Source organism: Fodinibius salsisoli (assembly GCF_026229185.1).
Taxonomy (GTDB): domain Bacteria; phylum Bacteroidota; class Rhodothermia; order Balneolales; family Balneolaceae; genus Fodinibius; species Fodinibius salsisoli.
In genome coordinates this window covers 50,476-67,314 of sequence record NZ_JAGGJA010000003.1, presented here as the reverse complement: position 1 = coordinate 67,314, position 16,839 = coordinate 50,476, and the positions used below count along the sequence as shown (strand labels likewise).

Here is a 16,839-nt window from a genome sequence, read left to right as displayed (position 1 = left end):
AAAGGAAGTGAGGGTCATAGTTGTGTGACACTCATTTTCTGTAGCAACAAAGTCCCACTACCATTCATTTTTAGACCTATGCGGCCGGGCTTGGGCGCATCGCCGTGGCCGTGCACCACCATTTCTTCATTGATGTAGCCCCGAAAGTGGGTTCCGTTGCCCACCACCCGCACGAAGAGCAGCTGGGACACATCCACACTCCCTTCTTCAAATATTTGTGGTTCACCATTGATCATGCGACCCTGTTTTACCGTGCCACCGGAAGCAATGGAGACAAAGTCGTAGTTGTTTTGATCCTGCACATGGCTGACGAACCAGGCAGTGCCGTCAAACGAAGCCATATCTACATAATAATCGATCTGCTCGGTTTCATAGGATTGATCACCGGAAAAAAATGCGCTGAGATTATCTCCCGAGAACGAGAGTGCATGACTGTCTTCTACTTCCACCGCTTCGGCGTTTACGGATTCGGCACTACCGGAAAGCCACTCGAAGTTTTGCTGCAGAGCGGTAACCGCATTTTGCTCAATATTCCAGATCCAGTTGCCGTTTTCATTTGTGCTAAATGAGGTTGCCCCGGAAGTGTCTGTCTCCTCACCAGGGCTTTGGCCTTCCTCACTTTCTGAATGGTCATCTTTACTTTCACCGTGTTCGGAGTGATCATGCTGCACGGGGTTTTCCACGTCAACGGCCTGCACACCTACGCCGTGCTTAAACACCATTTGGGCCCCGTGATCACCGGTCTGGTACAAAAAGTACATGCCCATCAAGGACAACAGAAAAAAGCCGACATGAAGTTTCAGGCGGTGGATGGGGCTGGCCCACCAGGTAGCGACAATCCGCAATACCGCATAGACCCCATAAAACCAGAGGGTCAACCAGGCCCAATCGGCGTGTTCGGTGAGTACCGGTTGGGCTTCGGCCGGCAGCGTTACGCTGTCCGCGGCGAGCGTTCCGGTGTAATAAACAATAATAGCTGCAACAGCTCCTACACCGTACAGAAAAGCGGTCGCTTCTTCGGTCCACCATTTTTTCTTTCTTGGAAGAAAAAACGAAACGAAGTCAAAAAATATCGCAATAGTTAAAATGGCAATGGGGAAATGCACCACCATCGGGTGAAGATTGGGTGCCCATTCGGGTATGAGTTCCATAACATATCTCTTTCTTTTAATTTAAATTGTAATAGAATAACTGGATCCATACAGTGTCATTAGCTATAACGTAATAACACCCAAAAGACAGCTTGTCTTAAGAAATTAAACTGTAAACAGTAGGATATAGTTAACCCGCGAGGAACGGGCAGAAAGAGAACGGCTAATTCAAGAAAACGCTATTTAAAAGATGGATTGGCGGACCAATCTTATTGAAAAATATCAATCGAAACAAGCTATTTCCCGGTCGCCCGGCCGAGCCGCTTATCAATGGCTTGCTAAAAGGTGGGATATACGACCTGACAGGCAGGTTGTGGCTCGCAACAAGCTTATCGGCGGTAACTAATTCTTTGAATTTGTGGGAACCACATTCTTCTTTATTAGATGCATCATCTGTATTCTTGCTGTGATCGTGCGAATGGCTATGGGCCGCTTTTTTAGCGGGATGCTCATGGCCAACAAGCGTTGACCAATCCTGATGGCAGCATATCTGCAACGTCATGTTGGTCGCAAATATGGCCACCAATACAAGGAGCGTTGATGTTGAATTCTTACCCATAATATCGATCCATATTCTACTTAAATGTAATCAAATATTATTTAAAATCAATAGATGCTCTGACCTGGGAATTTTATTGGACATCTTCCCTCGCGTAAATATGTTCCCAGCTCCAGCCCGTACTTTGGAACAGTCCGGTCAGCTGCGACCGGCGCTTTTTGATGGGTAATTCGTCTGATAATTCTACGTTCAGGGGAATACCCTTTTCCTGAAGATAACTGATATCAAGGGCATAGGTTTCCTCAATTTTGAAGCTCCGGATGAAATGATGCTCCATGGTATCTAAAAATTTATCAATCGCGTCGCGCAGAGGAATCAAATCCTGAATCGGTGCCTTTCCTTTTTCGATTCGGTGCTCCAAGATAGTGAGAGCCTCGTCCAGATTTGCAAGATTAAGGGAAAGCGATTCAGCCCGCGTAACACTGTAAAAGTAGTGTACGCCCGGATGGGCATAGTGATTTTGGCTGTGTTCATTGATCATTTGTTGTAAGTCGGGGGTCACCCTGGTTAATCGTTCAAATCCATCACCGGTATAACTGTTAACAAGAATCTCTTCGGGAGTTTCACCCAAATTAGAAATGAAAAGGCTCAGCTTGCGCTTGTGAATGACTGCCGACGTCAGGTTCATCAGGTAGGTCATTGCGGTGGTGATAAAAATAAAGCCGGCAAAGGAGAAGGCCGCTACAGTAACTTGCCATCCGCCGCCGTTGGGAATATACTGCCCGTTGCCAAGTGTGGATAATACATACCCACTGAAATAGAACTTATTGATGGCGCTGGCAGTTGTCCCGGTCGGAGCGTGAAGAACAGAATCAGGACTCCCCATAAATATCAAGAAAAGTCCGAACCACAATAGGCTAATCCATAATGCAACCTGCGCGAGGATGTGTATCATCCCAGAGAATTTTAACATGTACCGACTGCTGGTTTTTTTGTTCGTCCATAGAAATAGTGTGGCAATTCCATTTGATACTGATCGGGCTAAGACACCGGCTCCGTTAAAAGATACCGTCGTGTAAAAAAAGTCGCAGGCTGTGACAAAAACGATGAAGATGCCGGCGATAAGATATAGTTCATGTATCATAATATGATAATCGAATATCTGGGTATAGAAACCGTATGTTTCGCCTGTCAACTTTAGTTACTCTGGTGTTGGGGCGAATTTCGGTACCGCTCGTGCTTTGGCCTCCTCTTCCGTTTCTGCAATTCCGTTTTCCCTGATATCATTAATCAGCCATTCCATCTCTTTAATTTCTTTACGTTGCGCATCCATAATAGCCTTTGCCAGTTTCTTTACGCGAGGGTCTTCAATACCGGCACGCTCGCTGGTCAGAATTGCTATCGAATGGTGTGGAATCATGCCCTCCATATAGTCAACGTCATCGATCGTTGCCTGACTGCGTGACAGCCAGATCGAGCCTATCAGCAATAAAGCACCGCCAATGAAAATAGCAATATTCATCCTGCTGCTTTTATACATTTGAAGCATAAACGCCAGCATGATAATCATCATGGAACCACCCATGACCAAAGTCATAAACAACCGCTCTTCGCTGAACCATGCGTGATCTAAAATTTGATAGGAATTAGTGTACATGAGAAAGAACATCGCAACCATCGCGGTAACTATCATTGCGAAGAATTTTAAGTAGTTTGCTGAGCTATTGCTGTTATTTTCCATAATAAATGACCATTAATTGATTAGGATGAAAGTAAAGAGACTGCATGATCAGATTAAAGTTTAAATGAACTATACGAGGAACCACTGAAGTCCGAGCCCGACCGCAATCGTCAACACAAAAGTACTAATCCACACCAGACGTATACCGGGCTTGGTTGATTGTATGGGTTCCGGTTTCGGTTCATTAAAGTAGGTCGGTACAATGATGCGCAGGTATACCGCCAGTGAAATTACGCTGTTGATAATAGCCGCCACTGCCAGCCAGGTGTATCCTCCGTCGAGCGCTGCCCCGAACAGTAGAAATTTTCCGGCAAATCCGGCCAGCGGCGGAACTCCCACCAACGACAAAAGGAAAATCGTCATGCCAACTGCCTGCCAGGGCTTCTGTTTGGCCCACCCGTTAAAGTCTTTTAATTGGGTACCACAGCTCTGTACGATGGCAAAGGCCCCAACATTCATTACCGCATAGGCAATCCCGAATACAACCAGGGCGTTGACAGCCAGTTGATTCTGTTGAATGGCTACCACACCCAGTAAAAAATAGCCGGCCTGCGCAATAGTGGAATATGCCAGCAAGCGCACTATATTATCCTGCCAGAGAGCGACTACGTTCCCAAAGGTCATCGAGAGCACGGCGATCACTCCCAAAAGCAGCGGCCAATTGAGCATCTCCACCGGCAACTCCCTTGCCACCTGTGCAAGCGCAAAGATGGCCCCGACCTTGGGCACCACCGACAGATAAGCCGCAATAGAAACGGGTGAAGCCTCAAAGGCATCGGGGGTCCAAAAATGAAACGGTACCAGCGATCCCGCGTAGCCAATGCCAATCAGTAGAGTTATGAAGCCAAAAATAACGGCCAGCGAACTCAACTCCGGATTATTCAGTGCCGAAAGATAGGTGCTTCCGATAATGCCCACCCAAAAGGTCAGTCCAAAGAGCATGACTGCCCCCGTCACCGAACCGTAAATATAGTATTTGAAAGCACCCTCTGTGGCGGGGTCGGTTTTGTTGTAGGCGATTAAGGCTGTGCCCGCAAGGGTACTGATGAGAATGCCTAACACCACAAACATGATGTCGCCAGCCCCGGTCATGATTAATGCACCGAGCAACGAAAAGACCAGCAGGCTATAAACGGTACCTTCCCGGTACGTATTTTTCAGCTCACTGCGGGCCAGTACGGCAATGAATATGTTTGTGATACTAAGAATAATAACAGCCCACAAGCTCAGGTAATCAACCCGAAAGGTATTCGAAAAAGCGGTGGTTATAGTTCCAATTTTTGAGATAGCTACCCCAGTAGCGGCAAGCATGCCAATAATAAGCGTCCACAGACTTCCACGGGGCTTGCCCATCATTTCGGCTATGAGCGAGCCTATAGCCGTAAGCAATACTGCAATTTGAGGCATTATGAGCAGCAGGTCTTTAGTCATAGGTCAAAACCCTATCAATTCGGTCGTTGCGTGAATAATTGAAAGCAGTAAGTCGGGGTAGATACCGATGATAAAAATGGCCGCAATCAGTGGTACCGTAGCCCACAGCTCACGGGCGTCAAGGTCACCTTTACTGTCAATTTCTTTCTCCGGATTACCCATGAATACGCTCTGAATGGCCCGGAGGTACAGCCCGGTGGTAATAAGGAGACCCAGGATAATAAATCCCGTGGCAACCGGATATGCACTAAAACCACCCAGAAAAATCTGAAATTCGGCGGGAAAGTGGGCCAGCCCGGGTAGACCCAGCGAGGCAAAAGCTGCTACAATGAACAGCCCGCTTAATACCGGGTATGTTTTCAAAAGACCACTTATCTCTGTCATTTCCCGTGTCTGCGTGCGATCTTGCAGTGCACCTACCAGCAGGAACAGGAGCCCGGTTACCACTCCGTGACTGATCATCTGCAGCGTGGCACCGTCCAGCGCAGAGGTTTCAGCACCTTTTCCCAGGGCAGCCGCGGCGGCAACGCCAAATACCATATAGCCCATATGGTTGACACTGGTGTAGGCGACCATCCGCTTGATATCGGTCTGTGCCAGTGCTACGAGTGCCCCGTAGAGGGCGGTAATGACGGAGATTACTATTACATATGGAGCAAACTGTTGGAAGGCGTCCGGGGTCATCTGAAGCGAAAAACGAATGAATCCGTATGCTCCCAGTTTTAACAGAACACCCGCCAGGATAGCACTGCCAGCGGCCGGTGCCTCGGTATGAGCGGCGGGCAGCCAGGTATGGACCGGCACGAGCGGGGTTTTAATAGCAAAGGCTACAAACAATCCCCAGAACGTCAGTGCAGCGGCCAACCCCGTCAGCGGCGGGTTGGCGATGAGCGCTCGCATGTCAAAGGTAAGCGGATCCGAATGAAGGTAGAGCGACAGAAATGCCAACAGCAGAAACAGGCTGCCCAGCAGCGTATAAAGGAAAAAAGTCAGGGCGGCTTGCTTGCTATTTTCATGTCCCCACTCGGCGATAATGAAATACATGCCGACCAGGGTTACTTCAAAAAAAACATAGAATAAAAACAGGTCCAGTGCCATAAAGACTCCCAGGCATGCTGTTTCGAGCAACAGAAACAGCATTACATAACTGTTGGCTCTTTTTTCAATCTTTGCTGAATAGATTAACGCTGTCAGGAAGAGCACTGTTGTGAGCAAAACAAGAGGAAAGCTAATACCATCAATGCCCATCCGGTAGGCGATACCAAGTGATGGGATCCATTCAAGCTGCTCAATCTGGTTAAAACTGCTGCCCACGCCCCGCAGCCAAATACCGAGGGAAGTAACTACGGCCAGGGTCGATGCCCCGATGCCAATACGGTAAGTGGTACGCGGCTTATCGGGTTTTACCAGTAATATGACCAGCGTGCCTAATAACGGCAGAAAAGTGGTAATCGATAATAGTGGCAAGGTGATACTCTCCATAACTTACATTAGCGTTAATATCATTAGCATTAAAAAGGCTACCATTCCCCAGACCGACCACATGAGTTCACGGTGTACCAACCCGGACTGTGTTTGTTGTCCCTGTCGCCCCATTTTTTTGACGCTCTCCACAATCTTGAAAATTAAGCCGTTGATGCCTTGCTCATCAGACCGCTCCGACCAATCTCCCAAAGTTAAACCTATACGTCCAACCCCATGCACGCTCTCATGAACACGCTCATCGGTCGTGTCAACAACCGATGATAGTTTCAGGACACTTTGTCCAATTTTGAGCACGAATTGATGAAGGCGTTCATCCAACCTTCGGCAAAGGGCTGCCAGCTTGATAACAGGTGTGACGACCAGCGCATGATAGCCGCCTCCGATGGGGTAGTTGTTTCGCAGGTAAGCAGTGATGGGGTGTCCAATCTTTTGAAAAGAGGCCAGCCATCCCACAGTGAGACCCGCCAGGGCTGCGACTAGTCCGCTGATTTGTGCAATTTTAGCTTTTGGCAGATGAAAACCGGCGGTCTCAATCATGCTGTGTAAAAATAATCCGCCGCCGACTACTAAAAGAACCATTAGAATCAACCCGGATTGCATCCATCGCAGACCTCTGGGTTTTTCGATACCATCTGTTACATCACCTTTCCAGAGAATCCCTAACGTTCGGCTCATATATATAGCTGTTAGTAAAGATCCCAGCAAGGCAACAACGAAATACCATTCAGGCAGAGAAGATTCCAGTCCGGCCGCCAGAATCCCGTCTTTTGAAAAATAGCCTATGAAGGGAGGAATACCTGCCAAAGCTACCGCTGAAATAGCAAAACCGGTGAAGGTGATTTTTAGTTTTCTGCCTGCTCCTGCCAGTTTCTCAAAACGGGTTGATCCGGCCCCGTGCTGCCAGATTCCCGCACCCAGGAACAAGCTGCTTTTCATGAAGGCATGTGCCAGAAGGTGCGCCAATGCGGCCCCGGTCGAACCAGCTCCGATGGCCAGTATCATGAACCCAAGCTGGCTTGAGGTTGAGGCAGCCAGCATCTTTTTGATGTCATTGGAGAAAATAGCCGTCAGCCCTGTCATCAGAACGGTAATGCCGCCGATCGCACCGACCCAGAACGGCATATCAGGGGAAAACAGTGGAAAGGCTTTGATGAGTAGTACAATACCGGCGGCGACCATCGTTGCTGAGTGGAGCAGTGCCGACACCGGGGTAGGGCCTTTCATTGCTGCGGTGAGCCAGCTTTGGAACGGTACCTGGGCCGACTTGCCCATGACTCCAAACAGGAGGCTTAGTGCCCCGAACTGAGAAATCGTTGCAGGAGCCGATTCTACAATGGCGCTGGAACCGCTGGAAAGAATAATTACAAACACGCCGATGTAGAGACCAAGGTCGGCAAACCTGTTAAGGATAAACGCCTTGTTGGCGGCTTCCCCGGCTTCGGTTTGCCAGTACTTGGTGCTGATCAGCAGGTACGAGCAGAAGCCCAATATTTCCCAGGCGATGACAAAAAGAATCCAGTCACCGGCAAACAACAGTAGCTGCATGGAGGCCAGGAAGAGGGATATACTGCTCCAGAATCGCGCCTTGCCTTTTTCTTCTGCCATATAGCCGACCGCGTACAACAATATCAATCCACCGACTATCGCCACTACCAGTGAAAGTGAAGTGTTTAGATAAGTGATATCAAGCCGAAAGGGAAGCCCCGGAAGTCCGCTAAATTCCCATGCAGCTGAATAACCGTTGGAGACTTTGAAAAACAGGAGGGAGGAGGCCAGCAGGGAAAGCGTGCCTCCGAATAAAGAAACGTATCCCGCTTTTTTGGAACTATACAGTGCCCAGAGGCTTGCGACGGCCGGCGATAATAATATAAGAAGCAGGTATACCATATTATCCTTTTAAGTCAGCGGCTTCTTCAGATTCGACCGAACCTTTGGAGCGGAAGCGTTGAGTGCCGATGGCAAACCCCACAGCGGCTTCGAGCGCCATCACTGTCATTACAACCAACACAAACATCTGTATAGAATAAACTTCCGGATGCAAGTAGCGCCAGAAGGCGACGAGATTCAACATCGATGCACCCAGCATGAGTTCAACACCCATCATGATCATTACCAGGTTGGTCTGGCTAAGGGCACCATAGAGCCCGATGCCAAACAGGATCGTACCTATAATTAATGCTACCGTTAATACCATGCTAGTTCTTTTCTATTTGATTATTGTGGATGATAAGAGCGGTAGCCAGGGCAGCTACCATGGCCGTTAAAATTGAGAAGCCGGCGGATTCAAAAATCATCATTGAGCGTTTCATCACTTCAATCCCCAGATCATGATTTTGTTGGGCGGGCGTCGGAGCCTCTGCAATAATATCGCCCCATTTTGTAAGCAGGATGACGGCCAGCGAGATACCTCCAAAAATGACTGCAACTATTATAGAAGGCTTCTCCTGGTGGGTCATATCCATTTCGCCCAAGCCACCGGGATCCATCATATACATCATCATGAAGATAGCCATGATGCTCATTTCGGTGCCCATCATCATGATCTGAAGCACACCCAGGAATTCGGCTTCCATCACTAAGAACATTGCACCTACTGCCACCATTGATGCCAGCAGAGAAAAGGCCGAACGCACCATCGAATCAGTACGAAACACACGCCAACCAAACCAGATGGCTATAAGCCCGATGACAATTAATAATATGATTCGCAGTTCCATCATAACAGTAATACTATCCCAACTTGCAGGATGTTAAAAAGCGCGGCCGGTACAGCATACTTCCAGCCCCACTCCAGCAGGTGATCGTGGCGGATGCGGGGAAAATATCGCCCGACCCAGAAGAAAGAGGCGGCGACCAGTGTAGTTTTAATGAACGTCCATACAAAACCGGGCAGCCAGGGGCCGAGCCAGCCCCCCAGAAAGAAAATTGTAACCGCCAGGGAAAGTGTGAGTATAAGCAGCAGTCGGCCTAAGCGAAACAGGGTTTTGCGGGCACCGGTAAATTCTGCCCAGGCTCCGCCCGCCAGCTCTCCTTCGGCGGTGGGCAGATCAAAAGGGGGAAGAAATGCTATTGCCATTACGGCTCCGTAAAAGAGCAAAAAACCTACCGGCTGATAAAAAATATTCCAAAGCGAAGCCTGTGATTGTATAATGGGGGTCATTGCCATCGACTCGGCGCGCATTACAGCTGCCGTTATGGCCATCACTACCGCCATGGAGTAGGCGATAAGCTGAGCCATAGCTCTCCAACCGCCGATCATTCCGTACACGCCGTTGGCCGACCAACCTGCCATGATGAGACTAACCATGATATAAACCAGCGCAGCATTGATGAAGAGCGCGGCGGTGCCCAGATCGAGAATAACTGTTTCCCGGGCAAAAGGCAGAATGGCAACGGCCAGCAGTACCACAGCGATGAAGATCACCGGTGTAGCCTCGTAAAACACAGTATCGTAGCGGCGGGTACGAATTTCTTCCTGGCCGAAAGATCGAAGAAAGGCGTTAAACGGAGCCGCCCAGTCAAAATATCCTTGCAATGACCATTGTTCCAGCAGTGCTACAAAATAGACGCCGGCAGCAAATAATAGTCCAATTGCAATCCAGGTCAATATGGTACTCATTCTCCCCCCGCTCCTTTAAGTTCAATTTCCCAAGGCGAAATATCCAGCGAGGCTATCTGTACCAGCGCGTCTGACAGTTCCTCTTCTTCCGTTAGTGTAGGGACCAAGGCGGCCAGCGGCTTCGAGGGGGTTTCTATTTGTACTCGGGTCACCTTTCCATTCTCTACAGTTATATGAAGGCTCAAGGTGCCCCGCGGGCTTTCCAGCTTCGCCGTCCGTTCACCTGAGCCTGAGAAACTTAAGTCATTTGTTTTAGATTCCTGCCTTCTGGCCTTGTTAATCAATTCAAGACTCTGCTCTATCTCCTCCAGACGCATCAGCAACCGTCCCCACGCATTATTTTCGGTATTGGTGATCGGTGCCCAATCCAAGGACAGATACTGCTCGTTACTTGATCTTGCATCCTCCAGTTTTCCAGTCGCTTTGGCTGCTGGGCCCGACAGATGATGCAGCAGCTTATCAGGAATGAGCCCTCCAACGCTCAGTTTCGTTTTTAAATACGGCATAGTCCGAATTTGCTCCAGAAACGCAAGCAGTTTTTCAGGTGCCATATCTTCGCTGCGGTGCGCCGCATGCCATCGGGCGGACTCTTGATGCAGCCACTCGTTGCCAAGGGTTTTAGCAAAGGTTGCCAGCCAGTTCAAATGACTGCCGATGCGTTCACTTTCCAACTGAATGAGTTCAGCAGAAGAAAAGGTAGTCGTTGATTTGTCGTCTGAGGCATTTAGAAGTGCTTTTCGTGCCAGGAGCCGGTACGACTCCGGCATCAGCGGGTTGAATCGAGCCAGAGTGTCGGGTAACTGTTTGGCCTCCAGCAGCATCAGGTCATCAAGCGATCGGGCAGTTAAGTCATTTTCAATATTTGCCTCAATGACGGTATCGCCGTCCAGCTCCATAAATACCGACAGTCCACCGGGCAGACCGGGGTGAAAGGGTCCAAAGTGTACATCGCTGCGATTCATTGGCAGCCCGTCTTTGGGCCGCGGGAGGTCCTTGGTCATTGCTACCATCGACATGAAATCCATATCGCCGTGATCGTGGCCGCCACCCTCATGGTCTCCCTCATGATTGTGTTCATGGTCATGATTATGCCCGGTTTCACTGTTATGATCTTCATGACCCTCATGATTATGTTCACTATGGTTATGTCCATTATGATTGTGTGGATCATCCTTCTGGCCTCCATTGTCATGGTCATGATTATGATGGTCATGTCCTCCGTTTCCAGAATCTTCAAGCATTTCGGACAGAAAGTCTGGCACCCATGGTTCAGCGTTTTCGCTCCAGGCCTGATTCTTTAATCGTTGGCGGATTTGTGGCAAGGCTTCATCAATAAAACCATTACTCAGAGAGATCTGAACATCCGGTTCAGGCAGGTAGGGCAATTGAACCGGACCTGCAAACACCAACACGCGGGGACGTGGGATCTGCTGATAGGCTACACCAGCGTTCAGGGCCAGGGCTTCGGTCATTTCACCCATGACCAGAAGCACATTGGCTTCGCGCGGGTTGGCTGCGATCGTACAGTTTAGCTGCATATTTTTTTGATAGTATCGCAGTATATCTGCACCAGGCACGGGAAAAATGCAAATATTTTTTGCAGATGCCCTGGCGATCCAGCGTCTTAACCAACTCATCCGGCCCTTGCGAGCGCCGTATTTCATTACTGATTCCGTCATAGCTTATTGACGTTTGAGTCCGCTTTGCGTCCAGGTATAAATCAACCCAAGAAATAGTATAGCCAAAAATACGCCCATATCTAGCAATGCCACGAGGCCCAGCTCTTTGTACACCACTGCCCAGGGATACATATAGGCCATCTCCATATCAAAGGCCAGAAAGAGCAGGGCAAAACCATAGTAATGCACGTGGTAACGATTCCAGGCAGGCTCGGGCGACGGATGGCCACTTTGTGTCGGCATATCTTTGCCAGGCTCATCTATCGTATCGCCGAGCGAATGTTTAATCAGGTAGAGCATCCATGCCAATCCGGCCGTGGCAATGAGCATCCCAAACAGAATGATGTATTGATATAATGGCTCCATTCTCTTTCCGTGATATTCACCTTATCTGAAACTAATTAAGAAGCTTTCAGACTGATAAAACCATTTTCCCTTTCTCTAATAGATAATCGATTACCTGATGGTTATTTACAAACTAAAAAATAAAAAATAGAAACAGGGATCGCCGTAAGCGAGGCTACCCTGTTTCTAAAACGATACCCGGTTAATAGTTCCGGCATGCATCAGCACACTCTCGGCACGCTTTCGCGCATTCTTGGCAATGATCATGATCGTGTTTGCCACACTCTTCGGCGCAGGCACTGCAAAGATCGGCACAGCGATCCAGAATAGCAGAAGCATAGTCCGAGTCCCTGGATACGAATTTTATTGCCAGCGCACATACCTCTGCACAGTCACGATCGATCCGGATACACTCAACCATTGCATCAATATTATCTTCCGACAGACAAGCGTCTGCGCAGTGTTCACAAGCAGCAAGACAGCTGGAAAGTTTATTGATCAGGTTTTGATGTTCTTGGTGAGCCATAATAATCAAAATTTAGTTTAAGATTAGTTGGTAATGTTTTAGCTAATCTTATATAACATGTACCATGTGCATTGACAATGGGTCAATCTGTTAACATCCTGTACTAATACTTGCTACAATGATGTGTGAAGTTTCTATTAAAAGGTAACCGTTCTTTCTGAGTTGAGGATATCCAAAAATAGAGCAGCCGTCCATGAAAATTTTTCTGCCCCGTAACCTTCTCCGGTTTTGGGATTATAAAATTCATGAAACCCACTCTTTTGCACTAAATAAATGATCGTTTGCTTAATTAATTTGTCGTATTCCCTATGCCCGTACTGGGCCAGTCCTTTATAAAGTAACCAATTTAAATTGATCCATATTGGCCCCCGCCAGTATTTCTGGTCAGAATATTTGGGTTGTTGCCGATCATAACTGGGCACGGCCAAACAGTTCTTTTTTAGCTGACAAAAACTCTGTGTATTTAGATATGAAAACATTTGCTCGGAACGAGCAGGGGAGGGAACATTAGCAAAGAGGGGGAGAAACCCAGACAACATGTAGACATCTATTTTTTCACCGTTTCTCCAATCAAGATCAACATAAATGTTATGGTTCTTATCCCACATATTCTTGTTTATACTCTTTGCTGTTTTTTTAGCTTGTTTATAGAATGGAGAAGGATCCTTGCCCAGCCACTCCGCTATTTGTGCCAGATCTCGCCCCGCTCTGCATAAAAGGGTATTGAATAATACATCCTGAACTAAAAAAGGGCAGCCATCACGACGTATCTTATCTTCGTTGTAGCCTCGTTTTCGGAAAAAATCGACCAGATAAATATAGCGATCGTAGGATCGATTGGAGGGGCGTTCAGATGAATCGTTATGTTTATTGTCGGTACGCTCATACGAGGGAATTTGTTCTTGGCTAAGATTTATCTGTTGTAAGATATGATCCCAATTCGGCGAATTGTCTTGGCCAGAGCTCCAGGGATGACGGATATAGACTAATCCTTCATCATTAGGATCGCGCTCGCGGTAGAGAAAGGAATGCCAGGCCTTCAGGCTAGGAAATACGTCTTTCGCAAACGACTGGGCCTGCCTGCGATCATGGGCCGTTTCTAGTAAATGCCGAATGGCGGTAGCATGGATGGGGGGTTGACAAATGCCTGAAGTGGAAACGGTATTGGGACTTTGTGAAAGATGTTCTGTTTGCCAAAAATCCGAGCCTGGAAAATAGTCAGACTCTTTATCATTGTCGTTAAATATTATATGTGGGACCATCCCATTACTCCATTGACCACTGAAAAGACGTTGCAATTCTTCTTCAGCCCGTTCTTGTCGGTAGGTGGCATAACCAATGGCCATAAAAGCTGAATCCCAGGACCATTGATGAGGATACATTTTCCGGGCGGGTCTGGTAAAACCATTCATCCAGTTTTGATCGAGGATTCTTTTGGCTTCATTGATCAGGCTTTTTATATCAATTTGCCTCTCAAAGATATCAAAGGACTTCATGTGATCTTATGCCTTTATTTAATTCTAAACGATGTACCAGACATTAACCTGTTTATGTTTTATTTAATTTCAGTCTTTTGTAAGTCCGGCTTTATTTTTTCTTATTGTTGCCCACAATGTGTTATTATTTGCCTCAGAGAAGTATTTAAATAATCCTGGTCAAAACCACATGCGCAGGCCGCCGACCAGTCCTATCGTACTGGGATCACCGCCTTCTTCCCGAACAAAATCAGCCGTTTCACCCAGTTTTCGGGACCAGGAGATTCCCAGATAGGGGGCAAGTTCGCGTTTAATCTCATAGCGAAGTCGGAGCCCCAGCTGCACGTCATTAAATCCTGATCCGAGGCCCCACCGGGGCACGTCCTGGACAGCCAGACTAGTGGCCACCCGTGGTTGCCCCCACAGGCGCTGAGTGATGGGGAAATCATATTCGCCCTCCAGTTCCGCCGATACATCGCCGGTTTGACTGACAAACAGATTCCCGTCCACTTCAAATAGGTATGGGGCCAGCCCTTGAATGCCGACCACAGCTAAGCCTCGGCTTTGGGTTCGGTCGGCTGTATAAGCAATATCGTATCGAATACCAGCTCGGAGATCAAAATAGGCCGAAATAGCCCGGCCATACAGGGCTTCAAGTTCTGTTTCTCCCTCGGTTTCAGCCGTCAGGGCTTCGCCTTCGACCTCAACCCAAATCTTTTGGAGGTCCTTGCCGATGTACCCCTGAGCATCCAACACAATGGGCCCACCGCCAATATGATAATACTCAAATCGGTCAGTCATGAAGAAGACGTAGGTCTGGTTATCCATCAGAAGATCACTGCTAAATTCGGGAGCTTTCTGTCCTTTAGCAGGGCTACTTGTGATCGCAACGATCAACATTAGCAGTAAAGCTCCTGCGCTTAGCGATTTGATTATTCTTATTTGTTTACTATTCATCTTGTGTTAAGTTAAGGTGTTTAGATTCATGTGAATATGTTACGGTAAATACTACCCGGTGGTGCTGCACATCAGCCGTAATTTTCGCCGGCATCATAAATACTTCCACTTTCATCAGCCACCTGGACTACGCGGAACATGCCCATCTCCATATGGTAGAGAATGTGGCAGTGGAAGGCCCACCGGCCTTTATCGCGCGGGGTAATAAGCGCCGATATGCGCTGGGCCGGTTGTATCAGCAACGTATGCTTGCGGGGGTTATACTCCCCGTTGCCGTTCTCCAGCTCCATCCACATGCCGTGCAGGTGAATGGGGTGCTCCATCATGGTATCATTGACCAGGACCAGTCGCAGCCGCTCGTTATGGCGGAACTCAATGGGCCCGTCCACCTCATGGAACTGCTTGCCGTCGAAGGACCACATGTAGCGTTCCATATTGCCCGTCAGATGCAATTCCACCTCACGCTCGGGATCTCGGGTATCAATATTCGGGGTGAGTTTTTTCAAATCGCGATAGACCAACACCTTCCGTCCATCGTTACCCAGACCGATGCCGGGCTCATCCAGGCGGTCATACTGGTAATTGGCCACGGCCGCCGCTGCTGGCCCGTGGTGGTCGGGGCCGTGTCTGACAGGATTAGATTTCATAGTCATTCCTCCTTTATTCTTCTCCATGCTATCATGGCCTGCGTGGTCCATTCCTTTCATGCCCCCTTCTTTCATATTCATATCGCCCATATCCATAGCGGCCATATTCATGCCCATGTCCTTCATGCTCCGTTTGGGGCGGGGCCGCTCGGCGGGGACTGGAGCTGACACGCCCTCGCGCGGAGCCAACGTCCCGCGGGCATAGCCACTGCGGTCGGCGGATTCGGCAAAAATGGTGTAGGGCTTCTCCTCTTTGGGCTCTACAATCACATCGTAGGTCTCGGCGATACCGATCCGAAATTCATCAATGGGTACCGGCTCCACATCCTGCCCGTCAACATGCACGACGGTCATCTTCAATCCGGGAATGCGTACGTCGTAAAACGAGCCCGCCGAGGCGTTAATGAATCGCAAACGTACCTTTTCTCCGGGTTTGAACAGGGCGTTCCAGTTGGCGGCCGGTCCTCGTCCATTCATCAGGTATGTATAGGTAGCTCCCGTAATATCGGAGATATCCGTGGCACTCATCCGCATGCGCCCAAAGGAGACATAATCTTTCACTGTTTTTCCAAAACCGTTCGTTTTCACATCCCGGACAAATTCGCCCACATCCCGGCGTTGATAATTGTAATAGCCTTCGGACTTCTTCAGGTTTTCGAGCACCGCGTAGGGGCTCTCGAAGGTCCAATCGGAGAGGACCACCGGGTATTCACGATCATATTGGACGGGATCCGACCCGGCCGGATCGACAATCAGCGGGCCGTAGTGCCCCAGCTGTTCCTGCAGCTTGCTGTGGCTGTGGTACCAGTAGGTCCCATTTTGCTCCAGCGTATAACGATATTCAAAGGTCTCCCCGGGTTTGATACCGTCGAAGCTGACGCCCGGTACCCCATCCATCTGAAACGGCGGCAGAATACCGTGCCAGTGAATGGAGGTATCTTCTTGCAATTCGTTTTTTACGCGAAGCATCACGTCTTGTCCCTCCCTGAGGCGAATTAAGGGTCCCGGTACCGTGCCATTGATGCCTATAGCCTTGCCTTGACGGCCGTCTATATCCTTGGGCATGCGACCGATAGTAAGATCAATGATGTTATCGGGGCCCTTCGGGATTAAAACGTCTCGTTTTTCCTGGCCAAATCCCGCGAGGGCGTAGGTTGGTAGGAAAGCACTGGCTCCGGCAAAGGCGGCCATGGAAGCAGTGTACCGTAAGAAATTCCGTCGCGTTATAGTGTTCGTTGAATCTTTCATGGGTATCTGTTCTTCAATTAGTTTTTGTAAAAGAGA

General features: G+C 48.7%; 16 protein-coding genes. All 16 read right to left on the bottom strand.

The annotated features are described in order from the left end of the window. Positions 1-14: 14 nt before the first annotated feature. A complete protein-coding gene (locus tag J6I44_RS05200; protein ID WP_265764941.1) occupies positions 15-1,151 on the bottom strand; it encodes a DUF2231 domain-containing protein in 1,137 nt (378 codons plus the stop codon). A 163-nt stretch (positions 1,152-1,314) separates the two neighbouring features. Continuing rightward, the gene (locus tag J6I44_RS05195; protein ID WP_265764940.1) at positions 1,315-1,710 is read right to left on the bottom strand and encodes a hypothetical protein; all 396 of its coding nucleotides are present in this window, start codon (positions 1,708-1,710) and stop codon (positions 1,315-1,317) included. A gap of 73 nt (positions 1,711-1,783) precedes the next feature. Then, positions 1,784-2,794: an ion channel gene (locus J6I44_RS05190; protein ID WP_265764939.1), complete on the bottom strand. Its 1,011-nt coding sequence runs from the start codon at positions 2,792-2,794 to the stop codon at positions 1,784-1,786. Positions 2,795-2,851: 57 nt separating this feature from the next. Beyond that, positions 2,852-3,391, bottom strand: coding sequence for a DUF305 domain-containing protein (locus tag J6I44_RS05185; RefSeq protein ID WP_265764938.1), 540 nt, complete (start codon positions 3,389-3,391; stop codon positions 2,852-2,854). Positions 3,392-3,460: 69 nt separating this feature from the next. After that, positions 3,461-4,822 carry an NADH-quinone oxidoreductase subunit N gene (locus J6I44_RS05180; RefSeq protein WP_265764937.1) on the bottom strand — a complete coding sequence of 454 codons (1,362 nt, stop codon included), beginning with the start codon at positions 4,820-4,822 and terminating at the stop codon, positions 3,461-3,463. Positions 4,823-4,825: 3 nt separating this feature from the next. Then, entirely contained in the window at positions 4,826-6,304 is a 1,479-nt protein-coding gene (locus tag J6I44_RS05175; RefSeq protein ID WP_265764936.1) for a complex I subunit 4 family protein, read from the bottom strand. Between the two features lie 3 nt (positions 6,305-6,307). After that, on the bottom strand, positions 6,308-8,194 hold the full coding sequence (locus tag J6I44_RS05170) for an NADH-quinone oxidoreductase subunit 5 family protein (RefSeq protein ID WP_265764935.1): 1,887 nt from the start codon (positions 8,192-8,194) through the stop codon (positions 6,308-6,310). Position 8,195: 1 nt separating this feature from the next. Beyond that, on the bottom strand, positions 8,196-8,501 hold the full coding sequence (gene nuoK, locus J6I44_RS05165; RefSeq protein ID WP_265764934.1) for an NADH-quinone oxidoreductase subunit NuoK: 306 nt from the start codon (positions 8,499-8,501) through the stop codon (positions 8,196-8,198). Position 8,502: 1 nt separating this feature from the next. After that, entirely contained in the window at positions 8,503-9,027 is a 525-nt protein-coding gene (locus J6I44_RS05160) for an NADH-quinone oxidoreductase subunit J family protein (protein ID WP_265764933.1), read from the bottom strand. Further along, positions 9,024-9,926 (bottom strand): complex I subunit 1/NuoH family protein, encoded by a 903-nt coding sequence (locus J6I44_RS05155; RefSeq protein WP_265764932.1) that lies wholly within the window; start codon positions 9,924-9,926, stop codon positions 9,024-9,026. Before J6I44_RS05155 ends, J6I44_RS05160 begins: the two co-directional genes overlap by 4 nt. Continuing rightward, positions 9,923-11,605 (bottom strand): NADH-quinone oxidoreductase subunit D-related protein, encoded by a 1,683-nt coding sequence (locus J6I44_RS05150; protein ID WP_265764931.1) that lies wholly within the window; start codon positions 11,603-11,605, stop codon positions 9,923-9,925. The genes J6I44_RS05155 and J6I44_RS05150 overlap by 4 nt, the downstream gene beginning before the upstream one ends. A gap of 3 nt (positions 11,606-11,608) precedes the next feature. After that, positions 11,609-11,971: an NADH-quinone oxidoreductase subunit A gene (locus J6I44_RS05145; RefSeq protein ID WP_265764930.1), complete on the bottom strand. Its 363-nt coding sequence runs from the start codon at positions 11,969-11,971 to the stop codon at positions 11,609-11,611. 181 nt (positions 11,972-12,152) lie between these two features. Continuing rightward, the gene (locus J6I44_RS20805) at positions 12,153-12,476 is read right to left on the bottom strand and encodes a four-helix bundle copper-binding protein (protein ID WP_491536871.1); all 324 of its coding nucleotides are present in this window, start codon (positions 12,474-12,476) and stop codon (positions 12,153-12,155) included. A 137-nt stretch (positions 12,477-12,613) separates the two neighbouring features. After that, complete coding sequence (locus tag J6I44_RS05140) at positions 12,614-13,972, bottom strand: MGH1-like glycoside hydrolase domain-containing protein (RefSeq protein WP_265764929.1); 1,359 nt, start codon at positions 13,970-13,972, stop codon at positions 12,614-12,616. 159 nt (positions 13,973-14,131) lie between these two features. Then, on the bottom strand, positions 14,132-14,908 hold the full coding sequence (locus J6I44_RS05135; RefSeq protein ID WP_265764928.1) for a copper resistance protein B: 777 nt from the start codon (positions 14,906-14,908) through the stop codon (positions 14,132-14,134). Between the two features lie 71 nt (positions 14,909-14,979). Then, on the bottom strand, positions 14,980-16,803 hold the full coding sequence (locus tag J6I44_RS05130; RefSeq protein WP_265764927.1) for a copper resistance system multicopper oxidase: 1,824 nt from the start codon (positions 16,801-16,803) through the stop codon (positions 14,980-14,982). Positions 16,804-16,839: the final 36 nt, after the last annotated feature.

Coding starts and splice junctions, on each gene's coding strand:
- J6I44_RS05195 (WP_265764940.1), bottom strand. CDS start 1,710: ATGGGTAAGAATTCAACATCAACGCTCCTTGTATTGGTGGCCATATTT.
- J6I44_RS05130 (WP_265764927.1), bottom strand. CDS start 16,803: ATGAAAGATTCAACGAACACTATAACGCGACGGAATTTCTTACGGTAC.
- J6I44_RS05135 (WP_265764928.1), bottom strand. CDS start 14,908: ATGAATAGTAAACAAATAAGAATAATCAAATCGCTAAGCGCAGGAGCT.
- J6I44_RS05145 (WP_265764930.1), bottom strand. CDS start 11,971: ATGGAGCCATTATATCAATACATCATTCTGTTTGGGATGCTCATTGCC.
- J6I44_RS05170 (WP_265764935.1), bottom strand. CDS start 8,194: ATGGTATACCTGCTTCTTATATTATTATCGCCGGCCGTCGCAAGCCTC.
- J6I44_RS05155 (WP_265764932.1), bottom strand. CDS start 9,926: ATGAGTACCATATTGACCTGGATTGCAATTGGACTATTATTTGCTGCC.
- J6I44_RS05190 (WP_265764939.1), bottom strand. CDS start 2,794: ATGATACATGAACTATATCTTATCGCCGGCATCTTCATCGTTTTTGTC.
- J6I44_RS05180 (WP_265764937.1), bottom strand. CDS start 4,822: ATGACTAAAGACCTGCTGCTCATAATGCCTCAAATTGCAGTATTGCTT.
- J6I44_RS05160 (WP_265764933.1), bottom strand. CDS start 9,027: ATGATGGAACTGCGAATCATATTATTAATTGTCATCGGGCTTATAGCC.
- J6I44_RS20805 (WP_491536871.1), bottom strand. CDS start 12,476: ATGGCTCACCAAGAACATCAAAACCTGATCAATAAACTTTCCAGCTGT.
- J6I44_RS05175 (WP_265764936.1), bottom strand. CDS start 6,304: ATGGAGAGTATCACCTTGCCACTATTATCGATTACCACTTTTCTGCCG.
- J6I44_RS05150 (WP_265764931.1), bottom strand. CDS start 11,605: ATGACGGAATCAGTAATGAAATACGGCGCTCGCAAGGGCCGGATGAGT.
- J6I44_RS05140 (WP_265764929.1), bottom strand. CDS start 13,972: ATGAAGTCCTTTGATATCTTTGAGAGGCAAATTGATATAAAAAGCCTG.
- nuoK (WP_265764934.1), bottom strand. CDS start 8,501: ATGGTATTAACGGTAGCATTAATTATAGGTACGATCCTGTTTGGCATC.
- J6I44_RS05200 (WP_265764941.1), bottom strand. CDS start 1,151: ATGGAACTCATACCCGAATGGGCACCCAATCTTCACCCGATGGTGGTG.
- J6I44_RS05185 (WP_265764938.1), bottom strand. CDS start 3,391: ATGGAAAATAACAGCAATAGCTCAGCAAACTACTTAAAATTCTTCGCA.